At 61.0% G+C, this 19,171-nt stretch carries 13 protein-coding genes and 4 tRNA genes; 2 read left to right on the top strand and 15 right to left on the bottom strand.

Annotated elements, in window-relative coordinates:
* Window positions 1-2: 2 nt before the first annotated feature.
* The 12 genes from def to HMPREF2836_RS02935 form a co-directional block, all read right to left on the bottom strand.
* A complete protein-coding gene (gene def / locus HMPREF2836_RS02990) occupies window positions 3-608 on the bottom strand; it encodes a peptide deformylase (protein ID WP_070506019.1) in 606 nt (201 codons plus the stop codon).
* A gap of 310 nt (window positions 609-918) precedes the next feature.
* Entirely contained in the window at window positions 919-1,767 is an 849-nt protein-coding gene (locus HMPREF2836_RS02985; RefSeq protein ID WP_070615061.1) for a PD-(D/E)XK nuclease family protein, read from the bottom strand.
* 108 nt (window positions 1,768-1,875) lie between these two features.
* Window positions 1,876-1,950: transfer RNA gene (locus HMPREF2836_RS02980), tRNA-Val, on the bottom strand.
* 311 nt (window positions 1,951-2,261) lie between these two features.
* A tRNA-Glu gene (locus HMPREF2836_RS02975) sits at window positions 2,262-2,337 on the bottom strand.
* A 22-nt stretch (window positions 2,338-2,359) separates the two neighbouring features.
* Window positions 2,360-2,431 (bottom strand) — tRNA-Gln (locus tag HMPREF2836_RS02970).
* Window positions 2,432-2,979: 548 nt separating this feature from the next.
* A tRNA-Gly gene (locus HMPREF2836_RS02965) sits at window positions 2,980-3,055 on the bottom strand.
* 264 nt (window positions 3,056-3,319) lie between these two features.
* Window positions 3,320-3,769: a hypothetical protein gene (locus HMPREF2836_RS02960; RefSeq protein WP_005505551.1), complete on the bottom strand. Its 450-nt coding sequence runs from the start codon at window positions 3,767-3,769 to the stop codon at window positions 3,320-3,322.
* Window positions 3,770-3,771: 2 nt separating this feature from the next.
* A complete protein-coding gene (gene gltX / locus HMPREF2836_RS02955; protein WP_070614931.1) occupies window positions 3,772-5,283 on the bottom strand; it encodes a glutamate--tRNA ligase in 1,512 nt (503 codons plus the stop codon).
* 57 nt (window positions 5,284-5,340) lie between these two features.
* Entirely contained in the window at window positions 5,341-6,093 is a 753-nt protein-coding gene (locus tag HMPREF2836_RS02950; RefSeq protein WP_070629415.1) for a fumarylacetoacetate hydrolase family protein, read from the bottom strand.
* A 266-nt stretch (window positions 6,094-6,359) separates the two neighbouring features.
* Window positions 6,360-7,457, bottom strand: coding sequence for a branched-chain amino acid aminotransferase (locus HMPREF2836_RS02945; RefSeq protein WP_070629414.1), 1,098 nt, complete (start codon window positions 7,455-7,457; stop codon window positions 6,360-6,362).
* Window positions 7,458-7,826: 369 nt separating this feature from the next.
* Window positions 7,827-8,882 carry a 3-isopropylmalate dehydrogenase gene (locus HMPREF2836_RS02940; protein WP_070629413.1) on the bottom strand — a complete coding sequence of 352 codons (1,056 nt, stop codon included), beginning with the start codon at window positions 8,880-8,882 and terminating at the stop codon, window positions 7,827-7,829.
* Window positions 8,883-9,137: 255 nt separating this feature from the next.
* Entirely contained in the window at window positions 9,138-10,502 is a 1,365-nt protein-coding gene (locus HMPREF2836_RS02935; RefSeq protein WP_070629412.1) for a hypothetical protein, read from the bottom strand.
* Window positions 10,503-11,090: 588 nt separating this feature from the next.
* On the opposite strand from HMPREF2836_RS02935, the gene HMPREF2836_RS02930 reads away from it, so the two are divergent.
* Both HMPREF2836_RS02930 and HMPREF2836_RS02925 read left to right on the top strand, forming a co-directional pair.
* Window positions 11,091-12,533 (top strand): histidine kinase, encoded by a 1,443-nt coding sequence (locus HMPREF2836_RS02930; protein ID WP_210394327.1) that lies wholly within the window; start codon window positions 11,091-11,093, stop codon window positions 12,531-12,533.
* 41 nt (window positions 12,534-12,574) lie between these two features.
* The gene (locus HMPREF2836_RS02925; protein ID WP_070629410.1) at window positions 12,575-13,432 is read left to right on the top strand and encodes a response regulator; all 858 of its coding nucleotides are present in this window, start codon (window positions 12,575-12,577) and stop codon (window positions 13,430-13,432) included.
* Between the two features lie 96 nt (window positions 13,433-13,528).
* On the opposite strand, the gene HMPREF2836_RS02920 is transcribed toward HMPREF2836_RS02925, so the two are convergent.
* The 3 genes from HMPREF2836_RS02920 to metG all read right to left on the bottom strand — a co-directional run bounded on the left by HMPREF2836_RS02920 (window position 13,529) and on the right by metG (window position 18,937).
* Window positions 13,529-16,282, bottom strand: a complete 2,754-nt coding sequence (locus HMPREF2836_RS02920) for an ABC transporter permease (protein ID WP_070629409.1) — start codon at window positions 16,280-16,282, stop codon at window positions 13,529-13,531.
* A 3-nt stretch (window positions 16,283-16,285) separates the two neighbouring features.
* Window positions 16,286-17,053 carry an ABC transporter ATP-binding protein gene (locus HMPREF2836_RS02915; protein WP_012903286.1) on the bottom strand — a complete coding sequence of 256 codons (768 nt, stop codon included), beginning with the start codon at window positions 17,051-17,053 and terminating at the stop codon, window positions 16,286-16,288.
* 339 nt (window positions 17,054-17,392) lie between these two features.
* Entirely contained in the window at window positions 17,393-18,937 is a 1,545-nt protein-coding gene (gene metG, locus HMPREF2836_RS02910; protein ID WP_005505531.1) for a methionine--tRNA ligase, read from the bottom strand.
* Between the last annotated feature and the right edge of the window lie 234 nt (window positions 18,938-19,171).

The raw sequence follows: 19,171 nt of genomic DNA, 5'->3' as shown, positions 1-19,171 counted from the left end.
GCCTACTTTCCGAAGCTACCGAAGGAGGAACCAGCAGAACCTGCACCGAACGCGCCACCGCCGCCGAAGGCGCCGCCCACGCGGGTTGCACGCTCGGTCACGGTCTTCGCGGCGACAGTGTTGTAGTCTGCGGCGCGCAGGGCACGCATCACACGCTGGCGGTCTTCACCCACGAGGCGGTCGATGAACAGCTTGCCGTGCAGGTGGTCGGTCTCGTGCTGCAGCATGCGCGCGAACAGGCCCTCACCCTCCAGCACGAGGGGTTCGCCGTGGCGGTCCACGCCGGTCACGCGCGCCCAGTTCTTGCGCGGGGTCGCGGACTTCTGACCGGGCACGGACAGGCAGCCTTCGCCGCCTTCCTGGTCTTCTTCGCCGACTTCGAGCACGGGGTTGATGATGTAGCCTTCGCGGTCGTCAATGCCGCCGAAGGTGAAGATCTGTTTGGAGATACCAACCTGCGGGCCGGCAAGGCCCACGCCGCCCACGTCGTACATGGTTTCTAGCATGTCGTCGATGAGTCGTGCCAGGTCGTCGTCGAAGACGGTGATGGGGTCGCAGACGCTGCGCAGCACCGGGTCGCCTACGGTGCGGATGCTCAGGATGGTCATGGTCCTCCTTTGCCGGCGGTGTGCCGGGAATGTGCTTACGGATTTCAATATGGCGGCAGAACTGCGCTGGTAGAACCTCGCGGGTGAAACTGCGCTGGCGGTTTTCTCAGTAGCGGGTTCTTCACAGCGGGCGCATTCTTCACAGCAGGTGCGCCGTTCTGCCTATTGTTCTATTGTCGCCGATTCAGTAGCGCGAATCTAGAACGAATCGAGGCGCTGGGGGTGGAGGCGGTAGGGTGAGGGCTGAGCTTCACCTCCCAGCGCTCATCTCCTCGGGGGTTTGATCCTCTCCCCTATGCCCGCTACTCCCCTATGCCGCGGGCGGGGGTACTACGGGCATGAGCGCAGGGTCTTCAAATTCTTGGACCTGGCGGTCGAATTCCCAGACGCGGCGCAGGGCGCAGAACTTGTACCAGTTACGTTCGAGCACGGCGGGGTTTGCCTGCTGCGGCAGCACCTGCGTTTCGCCGAGGGCTACGCCCATGAGGACGGGCGCGTCACCGTATTTCCAGGGTTCCCAGGTGCCTTCGTCGGGGTCGACGATGGATTCTTCGGCTTTGAGTCCGGCGACGAGCTGCATGACGACTTTTTCGTCGAGTGCTTTGACGCGGCCGCGTTTGTCGGTGCCTTTGGTTTTGTAGTCGATGATGCAGGTTCGGCCTGCGATTTCTGCGACGAGGTCGAGGGTTCCCGCGTAGCCGACGGTGTCGTTCCAGATGGTGACTTCGGCGGCGAGGGGGCGGGGCTTGAAGGCTTCCCACCATTCGTCGAAGCGGTCGGCGTAGGCTTGTTCGCCGTTGATGATGAGCTGTTCGCGGCTTTCGTCGAGGTTGTGTTCGCGGCCCATGGCGCGTAGGGCGACGGCTTCGGCGTAGTTGTGGACGCGGTCGCCTCGGGCGGCGGCTGCGTCGCGGTATCGTTCGGAGGCGCTGGCTGCGTCGCGGATGATGGCGAATTTGAGGCCGTGGGATCCGGTGGCGCGGTAGGCGCGCTGGTCTTCGAGGGCGGCTTTGGCGGCCATGTACCCGTGCCAGCCGCTGAGGTCGTTGGCGTGCTGCCCGATGACGGTGGTGATGGAGGGGACGAGGAGTTCTCCTCCGCGGACGCGCGCGTACATGCGTCCGTAGTCGGTGGCTGCGGCGAGTTCGGGTGTTGTCACGGGGTACCTCATTCTCGGGTGGTTGTGTCCGCGGCTGGGTTTGTACTGCTTGTGGGCACAAATACCGGTGGGCATAATAAAACCCCCGTTCCTTGAAACGGGGGTTATTGGTGCGTGATACTGGGTTCGAACCAGTGACCTCTTCGGTGTGAACGAAGCGCGCTACCACTGCGCCAATCACGCTTACGGATAAGACTATACCGAGGCTTGGCGTGAAGGTCAAATTTTGCGCTCCCTTTTTTCTTCCCGTCCCCTTCCCGGTGAGTTCACGGCGGCACCATGGAATCTAAAAGATCATCCCACCAGAGGTGACTGCAGGTTCAGTAATGACTTATGGACTCTGGTCATGAGTTACGGACTTTGGGGCTAGGTTAGCGTCTTCAGGGATAGCTTTTAACCATGGCTGAAGTCGCTAAGTCATTACCGAATCTCAGTCCGGTTTCACTGGATAAACAAAAAAGCCTGGCTTCCGAAGAAACCAGGCTTTTTCCTAGTGGTGACCCCAACCGGATTTGAACCGGTGTTGCCGCCGTGAGAGGGCGGAGTACTAGGCCGCTATACGATGGGGCCAAAACCTCCGTGAGGAGGTTAGCTGGGATACCAGGACTCGAACCTAGAACAAAGGAACCAGAAACCTTCGTGTTGCCAATTACACCATATCCCATTACTCTATTGAGTTACCGTTCCGTTTTTCGCCTTTCGGCTTTTCACCGGAACGAGTAATAACTATACGGGTCTTTCTGGAGGCGTGCAAGCCGAAATCTGGAGAGCCGCCTCACATTCACGGTTTTATGCCCGCTACTTCCGCGTGTTTCCGGGGTTTTTGGGGTTAAAAAGTTTTTTAAATTTCTTCAAAAAGAAGGTTTTGGGGCCGATTTTCACCCTTCACAGCAGCTCCGAGGTGGCTCGGAGAGCAGTTTTACCCCCTCCCCCGCACGCTTTGCATCCCAAATTTTTTTGAAGATTTTTTCCTGCACCGCCTCCCGGTAGTCAGGTGACCAGACAGTCAGGTTGTCAGATAGCCCGGCAGTTAGGTCGTCAGATAGCCAAAGCATCCCGGTAGCCAACCCACCCAAGCAACAACCTCGAGAAAGATCGCAGGACCCCCGCCCCGCACTTCTAAAAACTGAACCTCCCGGAGACAGCAAAATCCCAGAGGTAATAAAACCCAGAGACAACGAAAAAGCCCCGAGGCGAACCTCGGGGCTTGAGTGGAGCGGTTGACGAGACTTGAACTCGCGACATCCACCTTGGCAAGGTGGTGCTCTACCAACTGAGCTACAACCGCATGTTTTCGCTTTGAACTTTTCAGTTCGTCGCAACAACAGGTACTACTATACGAGCCTTTACCGGGGTGCGCAAACCAAATTCTTGCCACACTCCCCAAAATGGAGCCAGATTCACCCCAATAAAACATACTGACTAGTAGTTTTACAGGAAATACCCATCACAAAAAATATTCTCAAATTTATGAAAAATCCCCTTATCCACCGGGTTTCCTTCAGACCTTTCGGTCGTCAGATTCCCGCTGGATAAGGGGATTCTCTAGAGCTTAGTCGCTGCTACCACCAGAGTCGCCTCCACCGGAGTCGCCGCCGCCAGAGTAGTCGGAGCTGCTGTAGCTGCTGTAGTCCGAGCTGCTGGAGCTTCCGGCGTCGAAGTCGCCCGCGTCCGGGTCGGGGCCCGGGTCCACGAAGTCGTCTTCGTCGTCCTCTTCACGCGAAGAGTCCGAGGTGTCTACGCCGTCAGACGAACTGCTGACGTCGCCGCCGCGGGCGTGCCGTGCCTGAGCTTCTTGAGCGTTCAGGGCGGCGCGCGCCTCGAAGTAGGCAGTCACGTATCCGAAGGCTGCCGCAACGACAACAGCGACCACCATCAAGACGGACTTGTCCATGTTGGCGATGTACAGAATCAGCCAGATAATGCAGGCGTTGGTGAGCGCCATGAGGGTGCCCTTGAGCAGCGCCTTGCCGATGATGGATTGGTTATTCGGCTGGCTCATGGTTAGCTCAGTTCAGCGGCAAGCTTACGCAGGCGTGCGAGGGAGGATTCCTTGCCGAGGATTTCCATGGATTCGAACAGCGGCGGGGAGATACGCTCACCGGACACTGCGATACGCACGGGGCCGAATGCGAGGCGCGGCTTGATTTCCAGGCCGTCGACGATTGCGGCGCGCAGGGCTGCCTCAATGTTCGCTGCGGTGAAGTCCTCGAGGGGCTCCAGAGCTTCGATTGCGGCGGCGAGGACCTGCGGTGCAGATTCCTTGAGTTGCTTGCGTGCGTCGTCTGCGGTGCTGATTTCTTCGTCTGCCTTGAAGAGGAATGCGAGCAGGCCGGGTGCTTCACCGAGCAGCTGCATGCGCTCCTGGACGAGGGGTGCAGCTTCGGTAAGGACCTGCTCTTCGCGCTCGGTGAGGGTTTCACCGAGTACGCCTGCAGCCTGCAGGTACGGCACGAGGCGGTCGCGGAAGTCCTTGGGGTCGAGCGCACGGATGTGGTCGCCGTTGATGGACTCTGCCTTCTTCACGTCGAAGCGTGCGGGGTTGGCGACAACGTCGTGTACGTCAAAGTGCTCGACGAGCTCGTCGATGCTGAAGACGTCCTGGTCTGCGGAGAGGGACCAACCCAGCAGGGACAGGTAGTTCAGCAGGCCTTCCTTGATGAAGCCGGAGTCGCGCAGCAGGAAGAGGTTCGACTCGGGGTCGCGCTTGGAGAGCTTCTTGTTGCCCTGGCCCATGACGTAGGGCAGGTGGCCGAATTCGGGGATGAAGCTGGTCACGCCGGTGTCTACGAGTGCACGGTAGAGCGCGATCTGGCGCGGGGTGGAGGAGAGCAGATCCTCACCGCGTAGCACGTGGGTGACGCCCATGAGCGCGTCGTCAACGGGGTTCACAAAGGGGTACAGCGGGTCGCCGTTGGAGCGGACCACCACGTAGTCGGGCACGGTACCGGCCTTGAAGGTGATTTCACCGCGAACGAGGTCGTTGAAGGTGATGTCCTCGTCGGGCATGCGCAGACGCCACACGGGCTTACGGCCCTCGGCGCGGTAGGCTTCCTTCTGCTCTTCGGTGAGGTTGCGGTCGTAGTTGTCGTAGCCGAGCTGCGGGTCCTGACCGGCTGCCTTGCGGCGCTCCTTCACCTCGTCGGGGGTGGAGAAGTCTTCATACACGTAGCCGCCTTCAACGAGCTTTTCGAAGATCTCGTTGTAGATGCCTGCGGTCTTACGCTCGGACTGGCGGTAGGGTTCGTGCGGGCCGCCGACGCCCACGCCTTCGTCCCAGTTGATGCCGAGCCAGTGCAGGGATTCGAGCACCTGGTTGAACGACTCTTCGGAGTCGCGTGCTGCGTCGGTGTCTTCGATGCGGAAGATCAGCTTGCCGCCGGTGTGGCGTGCGTACGCCCAGTTGAAGAGGGCGGTGCGGACCATGCCCACGTGCGGGGTGCCGGTGGGCGAGGGGCAGAAGCGGACGCGGGTGTCTGCGGGGCTGTTGAGTACGGGACCGTGGTATTCGGTCATGATGTCTCCTTGACGGTGTGTTTCAGGATGTACGTTACGTTTGTGGGCGCGGGCTGTTTAGTCGCGCACGCGGGTGACGAGGGAGCCGATGCCTTCGACTTCGACCTCTACTTCGTTGCCGTCGCGCAGTACGCTGATGCCGGCGGGGGTGCCGGTGAGCAGTACGTCGCCGGGCAGCAGGGTGAAGATTTCGGAGGCTGCGGCAACCTGCTCGGCTACGGAGTAGTGCATTTCGGAGGTGTTACCTTCCTGCACGACGTCGCCGTCAACCCAGGTGGTGATGTTCAGCGAGTCGGTGTCCAGGTCGGTTTCGATCCAGGGACCGAGCGGGGTGGAGCCGTCGAAGCCCTTCGCACGGGTCCACTGGCGGTCCTCGAGCAGGTCGCGGGCGGTGAGGTCGTTGGCTACGGTGTAGCCGAAGATGACTTCGTGCACGCGCTCAAGAGGCACGGACTTGGCGATACGACCGATAATGACGGCGAGTTCACCTTCTGCGCTGACGGCTTCGGAGTACTCGGGCAGGGTCACGGGGTCGCCGGGGCCAATCACGGTGGTGTTGGGCTTGAGGAAGAACTGCGGGGAGGCAGGCGCCTCGGTTCCTGCCCAGTTTGCGATCGCTCCAATCACCTTGGAGCGGGGGATGATCGGGGCGAGCAGGCGCACCTGGTCGATGGGGTAGGTGGTGCCGGTCGGTTCGACGCCCGAGTAGAAGGGGTCGCCGGCGAGTACGCGCAGGGTTTCTTCGCCTGCGTCGCCTTCTACCAGCCCGAAGTGGAGCTCATTATTTACGGTAAATCGTGCAATACGCATACTTTCTAGAGTACCAGCCTTCGAGGGTGCGGGCGGCGGGTCGGGTTTTAGCGGGGTCGGGTTCGGCGGGGCGGGTTTTATCGAGGGACGGCGGCGGGGGGCGCCTCTCCTCCCCTGTCCTCGCATTATCAACGCCGCGCGCAATATTCGCCGAGCACAGCATCACCGGGCACGTCATTTTCCTGGCACAGTGAATCCCCGCGGGTTGCTCACCGCGCGACGTACGGGGTCGGGCGGGGCATCCTGCGGGGATTTCGCGTGAGAGATTAGATGAGGCGGGTCATCCAGCCGTGGCGGTCCTCGACGGTGCCGAGCTGAATGCCGACGAGCTCTTCGCGCAGGCTCTTGGAAATTTCGCCGAAGTGCTCGGTGGGTGCAGGGATTTCGAAGTCTTCTGCCTTGAGCTTGCCGATGGGGGCGACCACTGCTGCGGTGCCGCAGGCGAAGATTTCGGTGATGTCGCCGTTTGCCACGCCTTCACGCCACTCGTTGAGGGTGATTGCGCGCTCTTCGACGGTCATGCCGCGGTCCTTAGCCAGCTGAATCAGCGAGGAGCGGGTCACGCCCTCCAGGATGGTGCCGGTCAGTTCGGGGGTAACAATCTTGTTTTCCTTGCCGAAGATGAAGAACACGTTCATGCCGCCGAGCTCTTCGATGGCGTCGCCGCGGTGCGGATCCTTGAAGATGACCTGCTTGCAGCCGTGCTTTTCACCTTCGGTCTGGGCAATCATGGATGCCGCGTAGTTACCGCCGCACTTTGCCGCACCGGTACCGCCTTCGCCTGCGCGGGCGTAGGTGGTGGAGAGCCAGATGTCCACGGGTTCGGGGGTGCCGAAGTAGTTACCTGCGGGCGAGCCGATCACGTGGTACTGCACATGGCGTGCGGGGCGAACGCCAAGGAACGCCTCGGTAGCAATCATGAAGGGGCGGAAGTAGAAGGCTTCACCGTCGCCGGTGGGTACCCACTGCTCGTCCATCTTCACGAGTTCGCGCAGGGATTCGATGAAGGTCTCAGCGGGCAGTTCGGGCAGGGAGAGGCGGCGTGCGGAGTTCGCGAAGCGTGCAGCGTTCTTTTCGGGGCGGAAGGTCCATACGGAGCCGTCGGCGTGGCGGTAGCCCTTGATGCCTTCGAAGATTTCCTGGCCGTAGTGGAACACGGATGCTGCGGGGTCGAGGACGAGCGGGCCGTAGGGGTGCACTCGTGCGTCGTACCAGGTGCCACCGGTCTTGTAGTCGCCTTCCCAGTCGATGGTGACCATGTGGTCACTGAAGTAGTCACCGAAGCCGGGGTTTGCGAGGATTTCGGCGCGGCGTTCGGCGGTGGCGGGTGACTGGTTTGCTTCGTGGCTGAATTCGGTTGCCATCGTTCTGCGTTCCTCTTCGTCTAGTTGCCTCTGTGGGCGTTCTTTGAGTGGCGGTTCTCGCGGCGGGGCGAGGGACCGGTGTGTGCCGCCGGGCGCGTTGTCGTGCGGGGCAGATGGTGCATCTAGCGGTCTGTGCTAGTTGGATGCATCAAAGCTAGTGGTGGATGGTGTCCACCGCCGAGGTGCCGGGCGGGTGTGCCTGACCTGTTTTAGAGTACCGGAAAGATGAGTTTGCCGCATGCGCACCTTTTCTGCCATTCAAGATGTGAACAGGTGAAGCCCGGAAGGTGTATTCCTTCCGGGCTTCACAGCGTAGTTCACGTTTTAGCTGAGCTAGTTTTAGCTGAGCCAGTTTTAGCCGGGCAAGTATTAACCGAGGCGTGCGAGCACGTCCGCGCCGACCTGATCGGTTCCGCGCACGCTTGCGCCGTTCTCGCGCATATCTGCCTCAACAGCGTCCTCAATGCGAGCTGCGGCGGCGGCGTGGCCGAGGTGGCGCAGCAGCATTGCGCCGGCGAGGATTGCGGCGGTGGGGTTTGCCTTGTTCTGGCGGGCGATGTCCGGTGCGGAGCCGTGTACAGGCTCGAACATGGAGGGGAACTCGCCGACGGCGTTGATGTTGCCGCTTGCCGCGTAGCCGATACCGCCGGTCACTGCACCGGCGAGGTCGGTGATGATGTCGCCGAAGAGGTTGTCGGTGACGATCACGTCGAAGCGGGCGGGGTCGGTGACCATGAAGATAGTGGTCGCGTCAATGTGCAGGTAGTCGGTCTCGACCTCGGGGAATTCAGCCGCGATTTCGGTGAAGTAGCGGTTGTAGAGGCGACCTGCGTGGGTGAGCACGTTGGTCTTGTGCACGAGGGTGACCTTCTTGCGGCGGGTGGATGCCAGCTCAAATGCGTAGCGCACCAGGCGCTCCACACCGTGTGCGGTGTTGAGGGAGACTTCGGTGGCGATTTCGTGGGGGGTGCCGCCGCGGATGACACCGCCGTTACCGATGTAGGGGCCTTCGGTGCCTTCACGCACGACGACGAAGTCGATGTTGCCAGGGTTGGCAAGCGGGGAGACTGCGCCGGGGTACAGGCGGGAGGGGCGCAGGTTGATGTAGTGGTCGAAAGCGAAGCGCAGCTTCAGGAGCATTTCGCGTTCGATGAGACCGGAGGGAATCTTGCCGCTGCGCGGGTCTGCACCGATGGCGCCGAAGAGGATCGCGTCGTGCTGCTTGAGGGCGTCCATGGTGGAGTCGGGCAGGGTTTCACCGGTTTCCAGCCAGTGCTCGGCGCCGAGCTTGTAGTGGGTGGGGGTTACGGTGATGTTTTCGAGCTCGCAGGCGCGGGTGAGGATGCGCTGGGCTTCGGTAATGATTTCGGGGCCGATGCCGTCGCCGGGGATGACGGCGAGGTCGATGCTACGTGCTTCAGTCATGCCTCTACCGTAATACGCGCCGCGGGTGGGCGGTAGAGTGTGCGGGCGGGTTCTCAGACTCTGGGCTAGACGGGCTCTGGGCTAGGTGCAGATCCTACCCGGCTACTCCCCTACCCTTCTGGTCCGACCCAGCGCCCCTGGATTCTGGGGCGTTCAGCCTCTGCCGGTTAAAACGATATTCCCCGGCTGATAATTCAGCCGGGGAATATCGTTATGAGTTCTCACTCAGTGTGAGAGCCCTAAAGGTCTATGCAATTACGCGGTGCGCTTGCAGAGGGTGACCTTGACGTAGCCGTTGCCACGTTCGCCACGAGCGGTCGGAGCGTTGCCTGCGGAGGTAATGGTACCGCCGGAAACACCGGGAGCAACGTAGGAGCCACCTGCGCCGCCGCCGCCGCCGAGCTGGCCGAAGGAGACGTTCTGGCGGATACCCTTGGGGTTGTTGTTCCACTTCTGGGTCAGAACGATTGCGGAGGAGGAGCTGGAAGCACCGGAGCCACCGCCACCGTAGCCTGCGCCACCACCTGCGGAGATGACGGACTCGTAGCCGTTGAAGTTGAAGCCGATGGACTTGTACTCGAGAGCGTAACCGGTACCGTTGTGGGTACCCTCTTCCTTCTTGGTGCGATCGTTGTTGTCGATCAGGTAGGAGTAGGATGCTACACCGTCGCCACCGTTACCCTTGAAGCCGTCGCCACCCTGGTTACCGGACTTGGAGGACTGGTAAATCTCCTGGTTGTTGGCGGAGTAGAAGCCCAGCACGCCATTCGGGGACTTGCCGGTGTGCAGAGCGGTCTTGGAACCACCGTTACCACCGATACCGTTTGCGCCACCTTCACCGGCCTCAACGGTTTCCTTGATGGAGCTGTCAGCATCGTAGATACCGAAGCCGCCCAGACCTGCAGAACCCGCTGCACCCTCAGCGGAACCACCGGTGGAACCGAAGATGATGTTGCCGTTGCGCTTTGCGCCGGAGGGCCACTGCCAAGAAGCGGTCACTGCGCCAGCTTCCATGTAATTGGGGTTGTTGTTAGCGCCACCGTTGTTGATGAAGCCAGCGCCACCGCCGCCACCTGCAACTGCAACGGGGGTACCGTTGATGACCAGAGCGGAGGAGCCACCACCGGAAGCGGAGTAGGTAATACGCTTCAGGGGGGAGCTAGCGGGCCAAATAGTATTGACCTGCTGCATGATGCCGGAGGGGACGGGGTTGGGCAGGCTGGAGGAACCACCGTTACCGTAGCCCTCACCACCCTCTGCGGGGGTCAGGGGGTTGTTACCGATACCACCGGCTGCGCCGATGAGCTGAACGGTCTGGCCTTCCTTGACCTCGATGATACCGGTGACCTTAGCACCGGAGCCTGCTGCCATATCGTCGTAGTTGGTACCACCAGCGCCACCGACGACCTCGAACTTAATCTTGTCGACCAGTGCGGGAACAACGAAAGAAGTGGTGCCCTTAGCACCCGAAGCGTTACCGTTAGCGCTGTAAGCTGCGGTGGACTCCCAGTCACAAACGGTGGAGGAAGCAAAAGCGGGAACTGCAGCAGATGCTGCAACAACCGGAGCAGCCCATGCTGCGCCAGCGACAACCTTGCGGCGAGAAATATTAGTAGACATATATGTCCTTCGAGAGTGATGTCATTTTGAGGAATAAAAGTTATCACCCGCCGTCGTGCGCGGCGAAGAACGTCACCTGATGAGATTCGAGTGAGTGAAGTAGGCTTGCGCCTAACCTCTGGTGATAACGACATAATGCTGTAACCGGTCCCCTATCATAGGGACTTTCGCGTTTCAGAGCGCTTGGTGTTCGCTCTGCGAGGTCTTGCCTCATGGACGCAGAATTTCGGTACGGCTAAAACTATACCCACCAAGGACCCGTACCGCAATGGTTCCAAAAATGGTTTGATGAGGGGGTTTCCCTTAAACTCTCCGCTTTAGTTGAAGGTTTCTCAACCAAAATAGGTTACTTAAGGGAGTTTCAAGTCTCTTGAACCTAAATTCGAACCCCATACAATCCCAAACTCTCAAGTTTTAGTTGAAAGAATATTTTTCAAAAAAGTAACTAAGGTCACTAAAAATAGCTATTTTCGGCGTGTCATACTCACTCAAGCACACAACCCCACACGCAAACCCACAAAATATTCCTGCACATGAGAGCAAAAAGAGGCTCCCAATCCCGCCCCACCACCCCGATACACTGGAAACATGCCCCTTAAGCACACCGAACCCCAGCAGAACCCACAGCACAGCACAGAGACAGCCGAATCAGGCTACACCGTAACGCATACCCACGGCAGCTCAGAAAACAGCGACCTACCCGCCGACGCAATCAGCGCCTCCAGCCGCGTGCAAAACTACCTCAGAGACAAACGCGGCTGGATGAACTTCATCGTCGTCGCGCACATGCAGTTCTTCTGCTGCGTACTCTCCGTAGCCTTCATCAACGGCTACGGCTGGATCCCGCTCATCTCCGCGCTCTGCAGCACCACCGCGCTCTACTTCCGCTACCGCTTCCCCTACGGCAGCATCTACGTGGTCATCGCGGCGCTCTGTCTCACCCTAGTGACCCCCTTCCCCGACTCACTCGTCATCACCTGCTACCCGCCGGTCAGCCTCGCCGCCTACCACACCGGCAGGCACTGGACCCGCCGCGCCCGCTTCCGCGCCCTCATTCTCGGCTGGGTCGGCGCACTCGCCGTCACCGTGCAGGCCTCGCTCTCGTTCCTCTACCACTGGGACGACATACCCGCCCGCATCTTCATTTGCCTGATGCTCGGCGTGCTCTGCGGATCCATCTTCACCGTCTTCTGGTTCCTCGGCGACTCCCGCCGCATGCGCGAACTGCGCAGCGAAGAGTTCAAAGAACGCGCCCGCCGCCTCGAATACGAGCAGGAACAGGAACGTCGCCTCGCCGCGCAGGACGAACGCACCCGCATCGCCCGCGAAATGCACGATATTGTGGCGCACTCGCTCTCCAGCATTATTTCCCAGGCAGACGGGGCACGCTACGCCGCCGCGAGCGCCCGCACCGCACGCGCCCAGCAAACACAACAGGCGCAGCAGGCAGAGCAGCAAACTGAACAGGCAGAGCAGTCGGGTCAGGCTCAGCAGCAGAGCGAACCGGATATTGCCGAGCAGACCCTAAAACTCATCGCAGACACGGCGCGCGACTCCCTCACTCAGATGCGCTCCCTCCTCGGGCTACTCCGCACGGACGAGGCAACCGCCTACGCACCCGTGCCCACCCTCAGCGATGTGCCCGCCCTCGTGGAACAGAGCCGCCGCGCCGGGCTACCCGTCACCTTCACCGGAATTACCGGCACCATGGCGCGCACCCTACCGCAGGGTGCCGAGCTGGCGGCGTACCGCACCGTGCAGGAGGCGCTCACCAACGCGCTCAAGCACTCCCCCGGCGCGACAACCACCGTCACTATTCACTGGGGCGAGAACGGTCTGCACTTGTGGGTACATAACGGCCCGGTTTCCTCTGCCGCGGCTCAGCACATTGCCCGCCCTGTACCCGGTAGCGGCAACGGTCTGCGCGGCATGAGCGAGCGCATCGCCCTCTACCACGGCACCCTCACCTACGGCCTGCAGCCCGACGGCGGCTGGCTCGTTGAGGCGGCGCTGCCCTACCGCGACCTCTAATACCCGTGCCCTCTACTACCTCGTAATCTAGGATTGAAACTATGAATTCTTCTGCACCACAGACTTCTGCACCACAGACCACCCAGCCGATCCGCGTGATGCTCGTTGACGACCAGCGCCTAGTGCGCGGCGGCTTGAGCATGCTCGTCAACTCCCAGCCGGACCTGCAGGTCGTCATGGAAGCTGATGACGGCCTGGCGGCAATTGACGTTTTTGACCGCATGGTCTCTGAGGGGCAGGCGCCGCAAGTCATCCTCATGGATGTGCGCATGCCGCACTGCGACGGCCTGGAGGCGGCGCGCCGTATTCTGGAGCGTGACGGCGAGCGTAAAGTTTCCGAGGATGAGCGGGTGCGCATTATTATGCTCACGACCTTCGATATTGATGAGTACGTGTATTCGGCGGTGCGTGCGGGTGCGAGCGGTTTCTTGTTGAAGGACACCCCGCCGGAGCAGCTGCTGGAGGCGATTCGTACGGTGCACCGCGGCGATGCGGTGATTGCGCCGTCTGCGACTCGCCGCCTGTTGGAGCAGATGATTCCGGTGCTGGACTCCCCCTCTCCTGTTGCTCCTACCGCTCCTGCCGCCGAGTCTGTTCCTGCTATTCCCCCGGCTGCTGGTTCTGAACTTCCTAAGGCAACGTTTATTCCGGCTGAGCATGCAAGCTTTGAGCCTGTGCAGGATTATCCGCATCGTGAGTTGATTGAGCAGTTGTCGCCGCGTGAGTTTGAGGTGCTGGGTTTGATTGCGCGCGGCTTGTCGAATGCGGAGATTACGCGGGAACTGGTGCTTTCGGAGGCGACGGTGAAGACGCATGTGTCGCATGTGTTGGCGAAGTTGGGTGCGCGTGATCGTGTGCAGGCGGTCATTATGGCGTATGAGGCGGGTATCGCCCACTAGCGCTCCCTTATATAAGGGCACAGTGAAGCCCCGGCGGGCGCCTCCTGATCGAGGCACCCTCCGGGGCTTTACTATCTCACACCCTATATTTGGTTGTTAGCCGCGCATACCCTCAACCGGGGACATGCGAGCCGAACGAGCCGCCGGCAGAGCCGAAGCCAGCATCGCGGCGAGCACACCCACCACGAGGATGACCACGTACCAGACGTACGGCAGGTCAAGCACCAGCGGGGCGGAAGCACTCATGGAAGACATAATAATCTGCGCCGAGAGGCTACCAATCACACCACCGGAAACCATACCGAGTACCACAGCGGCGAGCGTAATCAGAATCGCCTCAATGGAGATCATGCGGCGCAGCTGCTTGCGGGACAGACCCAGCGAGCGGAGCATCGCGTTCTCGCGGCGGCGTTCGTTGACCGACAGGGTCATCGTGTTCGCCACACCAATGATGGAGATGACCACTGCGAGCATGAGCATCACCAGAGTGAAGGTCAGCATGACGGTCAGCAGCTGGTCGTAGGTCTGACGTTCCTGCAGACCACCGGTGAAGGAGCTGTCCGGGCTGGCTCGGTTCAGGTCAGCCTGCAGGGTCGCGTTCTCGCTACTGGTTAGCGGGGATGCGGCGCGCACCAGAACGACGGTGTCGTTACCGGTTGCCTGGCTGGTGACAGTCAGGTGAGCTGCCTTCGTCTGAGCTTCCTTGTCACCGCTGGCGATTGCTTCTTCCAGGCGCTTCTGAGCTTCCTCAGCGGCGGGGTTAGCAACCTTCTGCGGGTTCTTGGCGTCCTGCAGCTTGGCGGCGGTGGCAGGGTTGACAATCAGCAGGTTCTGCTTGGTTGCGGACTTGACAGGCTTGAGTTCCACTTCGCCGAGCGGGCCGTGTGCCTTCAGACGGCTGGACTCGTTCAATCCAGCGGACTTCCAGAGGCCCTGCGGCACGAGCACGGTGTCATCGGCAAGGTTCGAGTTTTCGCCCGGCAAGATTGCCTTCAAATCGGAGGAGCTCAACGCCACCAGGTCGGAATTCTGGTTGGCGGTCTGTCCCTCGTACTCGACGGTGTAGTCAACCACACCGGCTGCGTAACCGACGGCGGATGTCTGAACGTTCTTAATACCCTTGACCTTGGAGGCAATTTCCTCCGCCTTGGTCACGGTGGAGGCTGCCTCGGACTGGTCGTACGAGCTGTACTTTGCCTGCGCAGAAATCGGGTACTGCTGATCCAGGGCCTTGGTCAGCGAGGCGCTCAGCACCGAGTAACCGGTCAGCACAGTCGACACGACCAGGGTACCCACCAGCACGGCACGACCGGTGGAGACGGTGCGCTTGGGCGAACGCAGCGCGTTGGCGAGCGCGAGCTTGCCGGTCTGGGTGCGGGTGACCGTGCCAAGGGCGCGTACCAGCGGCGGCAGTACCAGCGGGGTGATGAGGAAGACCGCAATACCGAGCAGCAGTGCGGCCCCCATCATGAGGAGGATGGCCTTATTGCCGGCGCCCTCACCGGAACCCTGGTTCTGAGCCAGCATAACCAGGCCGATACCTGCGGCACCGAAGACCAGACCCAGGATTGGGCCGACCTTGCCGGGCTTGCGCACCTCAAGGTTGGTGTGCTCGCTCATCGCGCTGATGGGCGAGATGCGCAGGGCGCTTCGTGCCGGGGAGAGCGACGCCAGAACCGTCACGATGGTGCAGATCAGGGTACTGATAATCACCGGGGTGATTGAGTACGAAATCATGATGGTGGTGAGGTTTGCACCAACCAGCGCGCCAACCGGGTAGGTCAGTAGCGCACCGATGAGGGAGAACACCACGCCCACGGTAATGGATTCGATGAGTAGCATCCGTACGAGGGAGCCGCCACGGGCACCGAGGGTACGCAGCAGAGCCAGTTCACGGATGCGCTGGCCGACCAGCACCGCGAAGGTGTTGGAGATGACGAAGGAGGAAACCAGCAGAGCCAGTGCCGCGAAGGCGCCCAGAACCACACTAATAGAGGTGAAGACCGTGGAGATGGTCTTCTGGTAGTCCTCCAGCAGCTTCTGACCGGTCATGACGCGCGGGTCGTTCTTTGTGTCGCCGCTGCTGAGGGACTCCTGCAGGCTCTTGAGCTTGGCGTCGGTTACGCCGTCCTTGAACTTGAGGTAGATGAGGTTCGCGCCAGCCATGTTCCGGTAGCCTGCCGCGGAGCTCTTGTTTTCTGTCTCGGCTGCTTTCAGGGCGGCTTCGCCGAGGCTGGTGCCGCCAATGAAGACAGCCTGATTGGTGGTGGAGCCTTCAAAACCGGGGTCGAACAGACCGACGACGGTGTATTCGGCGGTCTTGTCAGTACCGGGGGCGCTGACGGATTCTACAACGTCGGTGCTGGTGACCTTGCCGTTCAGCGAGAGGTTGTGCTTCTTCGCGAAGTAGGTAGAGACCATGATTTCGTGGTCACCACTGGGGATTTTGCCCTGCACCTTGTACGGGAAGAGGCTAGAGTCGGCGGGCAGCTGGTCGTACTGCACCTGGGTTGCCTGGTCGCCGGTGCCGAGCTTACCCGTGACTGCGTACTGTACCCAGTAGCCGGAGAGCAGGTCGCTCTTTTCTACTTTCTGAATCTGGTCACGAGTCAGGTAGATAGAGGTGCTGTCTCTACCGTCGGAGGTTGTAGCGGCGGAGGCGACGACCGCCTCGGCGCGGGAGAGCACGTCACCAACGGAGGAGTTGACAGTCGCCTGCAACGAGTTGGTGAGCATCATAATGGCGGCGATGAAGAAGGATGAGATCGCGATGCCTATGCCCGTGAGAATGTATTTTCCTTTGGAGGCGCGCAGATTGGAGCGCGCCACCGTGTTCAGTGTGGTTGCCACGGCTTATCGACCTTCCAGCTGTGCCATTGCGCCGAGGACGGCGTCGTAGGTGGGTTCGATCATTTCGCCGGCGACCATGCCGTCCTTGATGAAGACCACGCGGTCTGCGTAGGAGGCGGCGTTTGCGTCGTGGGTGACCATGAGGATGGTCTGTGCATGGTCGGTTGCGGCGGCACGCAGCAGGCGCAGTACCTCGGCGCCGGAGTTGGAGTCGAGGTTACCGGTCGGTTCGTCGGCGAAGACCACTTCGGGGCGTGCGAGCAGGGCGCGCACGATGGCGACGCGCTGCTGCTGACCGCCGGAGAGCTGTTCGGGGCGGTGGTCGAGGCGGGTTTCCAGGCCGAGGGTCTTGACCAGGTAGTCGCGCCACTGCGGGTCCGGCTTCTTACCGGCAAGACCCAGGGGCAGGTCAATGTTCTGGCCCGCGGTGAGGGTGGGCACCAGGTTGAACGCCTGGAAGATGAAGCCGATGTGTTCGCGGCGGAATTCGGTGAGGGCGTTGTCCTTCAGGCCGAAGAGCTCGGTACCGCCAATACGAATCGAGGTTGCCGGGTTCGGGTCGGGGGTATCCAGGGTTGCGATGGTCTGCATCAGCGTGGACTTACCCGAGCCGGAGGGACCCATAATGGCGGTGAACTTGCCCTGTTCAAAGTCGACGGAGACGTTGTTGAGGGCGTGGACGGTGGCTTCACCCATGCCGTAGGTTTTGGAAAGGTTTCGTGCGGAGACGGCGGGCTGTGCCGTCTGTGCGTGAGGAGTTGTCGTAGTCATAGTTCAATTATTTCACGCAGCATGGCGCTGACTACAGGGTTTTTCTCATCCTCCAGGTTGATTTTGGCGGGTGTTCACCGGGTCTTGACCTGCGGATGCAGGGGCTATCGCTAATCCCACGGGCTGAGAAGCGTCTGAGGCGGGCTGGGTGGGGCGCGGACCTCATCCTTAAGGATGAGTGGCGGCTCAACCGGCGCGCGCTCGCGCTCGCCTTCTTTCCCCATCCCCCATCTCTCCCCGCCCCCGTACCTCTATGTGTGCATGCGAAAAGCCCCCGGCTCCTCCCCCATTCGGGGTCAGGAATCCGGGGGCTTTCTCACGCTATGTCAGAAGCAGCCGTTATGCTTTGGGTGCTTCGTAGCGGGGGAACACCGGTGCGGGTGCGGGCAGTTCGGTGCCAGGCACGAGTGCGGTGCCGAGGGCTGCGAACTGGCGTGCGTCGCCCTCGGGCACGCCGAGCAGGGTCAGCAGCTTGGCGGTCGAGTCGGGCATGACGGGCTGCAACAGCAGAGCAACCTGGCGTACGACCTCAAGGGTTACGTACAGCACGGTGTTCATGCGGTCGAGTTCGCCGTTCTTGCGCAGGGTCCAGGGTTCCTGCTCTGCGAAGTAGGCGTTGGTGTCTGCGAGGACGGTCCAGATGCGTTCCAAAGCGCGGTGGAATGCCTGCTCGTCGAAGTCTGCACGGACGGGCTCGTAGAGGGCTGCCGCCTGGTCGAGGATCTGGCGGTCGGCTTCGGTGAATTCGCCGTGGGTGGGGACGGCGCCACCGCAGTTCTTGGCGACCATGGACAGGGAACGCTGGGCAAGGTTGCCGAGGTTGTTTGCCAGGTCGGAGTTGATGCGGTTGATGATGGACTCTTCGGAGTAGGAGCCATCCTGGCCGAAGGACACTTCACGCATGAGGAAGAAGCGGACGGCATCCAAGCCGAATGCGTCGACGAGGTTTGCGGGGTCGACAACGTTACCGACGGACTTGGACATCTTCTCGCCGTTGACGAGCAGGAAGCCGTGGCCGAACACGCGCTTGGGCAGCTCGACTCCGGCGGACCACAGGAATGCGGGCCAGTAGATGGAGTGGAATCGGGTGATGTCCTTACCGATGAGGTGCAGGTCGGCGGGCCAGTACTTGGTGAACAGTTCGTTATCGGTGTCGGGGTAGCCGAGGCCGGTCAGGTAGTTGGTGAGGGCGTCGACCCACACGTACATAACGTGCTTGTCGTTGCCGGGTACGGGTACGCCCCAGTCGAAGGTGGTGCGGGAGATGGACAGGTCGTTGAGGCCGCCCTTGACGAAGGAGATCAGTTCGTTGCGGCGGGATTCGGGGTAGACGTAGCCTTCGTTGGCGTAGAGTTCGAGGAGCTTGTCGCCGTACTTGGAGAGGCGGAAGAAGTAGGATTCTTCTTCGGTCCATTCGACTTCGGTGCCGGTGGTGATGGCGTAGCGCTGGCCGTCGCGGACTTCGGTTTCGTCTTCTGCGTAGTAGGCTTCGTCGCGTACGGAGTACCAGCCGGCGTACTTGTCGAGGTAGATGTCGCCGTTTTCTTCCATGCGCTTCCAGATGGCCTGGGATGCGACATAGTGGTCGGGGTCGGTGGTGCGGATGAAGCGATCGTAGCTGATGTTCAGCGCGTCGTTCATTGCTTTGAAGCGTGCGGAGTTCTCGTCGGCGAGTTCCTTAGCGGTCTTACCGAGTTTTTCGGCGGTGGTCTGCATCTTCTGGCCGTGCTCGTCGGTGCCGGTCATGAAGCGCACGTCGAAGCCGTCGAGGCGCTTGAAGCGGGCTAGCACGTCGGCTGCGATGGTTTCGTAGGCGTGGCCGATGTGCGGGTTGCCATTGGGGTAGGAGATGGCGGTGGTGATGTAGAACGGAGTTGCAGTCATAACTTTCAGTTTACCGCAGTCTTAGGCTAGGCTCTCACCGGGGTTACACTCTGGAACGCGGTATAACGCTCAGCCGCCATGCAACACACCAAAACGCGACAGCCCTTCCCCGCCCCAGTTCGCTAGGCACGGGGCGCACATACTGAACCACCGCACATCTACCGCAACCCCGGCGGGATTTGCTCGAGGTTCGGCACCCTCCTCGCTCCTACAGGGGCACCCGCCCTCGCTTCG

Source organism: Rothia sp. HMSC065C12, assembly GCF_001812085.1.
GTDB lineage: Bacteria > Actinomycetota > Actinomycetes > Actinomycetales > Micrococcaceae > Rothia > Rothia mucilaginosa.
The sequence above is the reverse complement of the archived record's forward strand: the minus strand, read 5'-3'. Positions and strand labels throughout refer to the sequence as shown.

What these genes read in the sequence shown, in the direction of transcription:
- HMPREF2836_RS02950 (WP_070629415.1), bottom strand. Translation starts at nt 6,093, where the DNA reads ATGCGTATTGCACGATTTACCGTAAATAATGAGCTCCACTTCGGGCTG.
- HMPREF2836_RS02945 (WP_070629414.1), bottom strand. Translation starts at nt 7,457, where the DNA reads ATGGCAACCGAATTCAGCCACGAAGCAAACCAGTCACCCGCCACCGCC.
- gltX (WP_070614931.1), bottom strand. Translation starts at nt 5,283, where the DNA reads ATGACCGAATACCACGGTCCCGTACTCAACAGCCCCGCAGACACCCGC.
- HMPREF2836_RS02940 (WP_070629413.1), bottom strand. Translation starts at nt 8,882, where the DNA reads ATGACTGAAGCACGTAGCATCGACCTCGCCGTCATCCCCGGCGACGGC.
- HMPREF2836_RS02925 (WP_070629410.1), top strand. Translation starts at nt 12,575, where the DNA reads ATGAATTCTTCTGCACCACAGACTTCTGCACCACAGACCACCCAGCCG.
- HMPREF2836_RS02930 (WP_210394327.1), top strand. Translation starts at nt 11,091, where the DNA reads ATGCCCCTTAAGCACACCGAACCCCAGCAGAACCCACAGCACAGCACA.
- HMPREF2836_RS02915 (WP_012903286.1), bottom strand. Translation starts at nt 17,053, where the DNA reads ATGACTACGACAACTCCTCACGCACAGACGGCACAGCCCGCCGTCTCC.
- def (WP_070506019.1), bottom strand. Translation starts at nt 608, where the DNA reads ATGACCATCCTGAGCATCCGCACCGTAGGCGACCCGGTGCTGCGCAGC.
- HMPREF2836_RS02935 (WP_070629412.1), bottom strand. Translation starts at nt 10,502, where the DNA reads ATGTCTACTAATATTTCTCGCCGCAAGGTTGTCGCTGGCGCAGCATGG.
- metG (WP_005505531.1), bottom strand. Translation starts at nt 18,937, where the DNA reads ATGACTGCAACTCCGTTCTACATCACCACCGCCATCTCCTACCCCAAT.
- HMPREF2836_RS02960 (WP_005505551.1), bottom strand. Translation starts at nt 3,769, where the DNA reads ATGAGCCAGCCGAATAACCAATCCATCATCGGCAAGGCGCTGCTCAAG.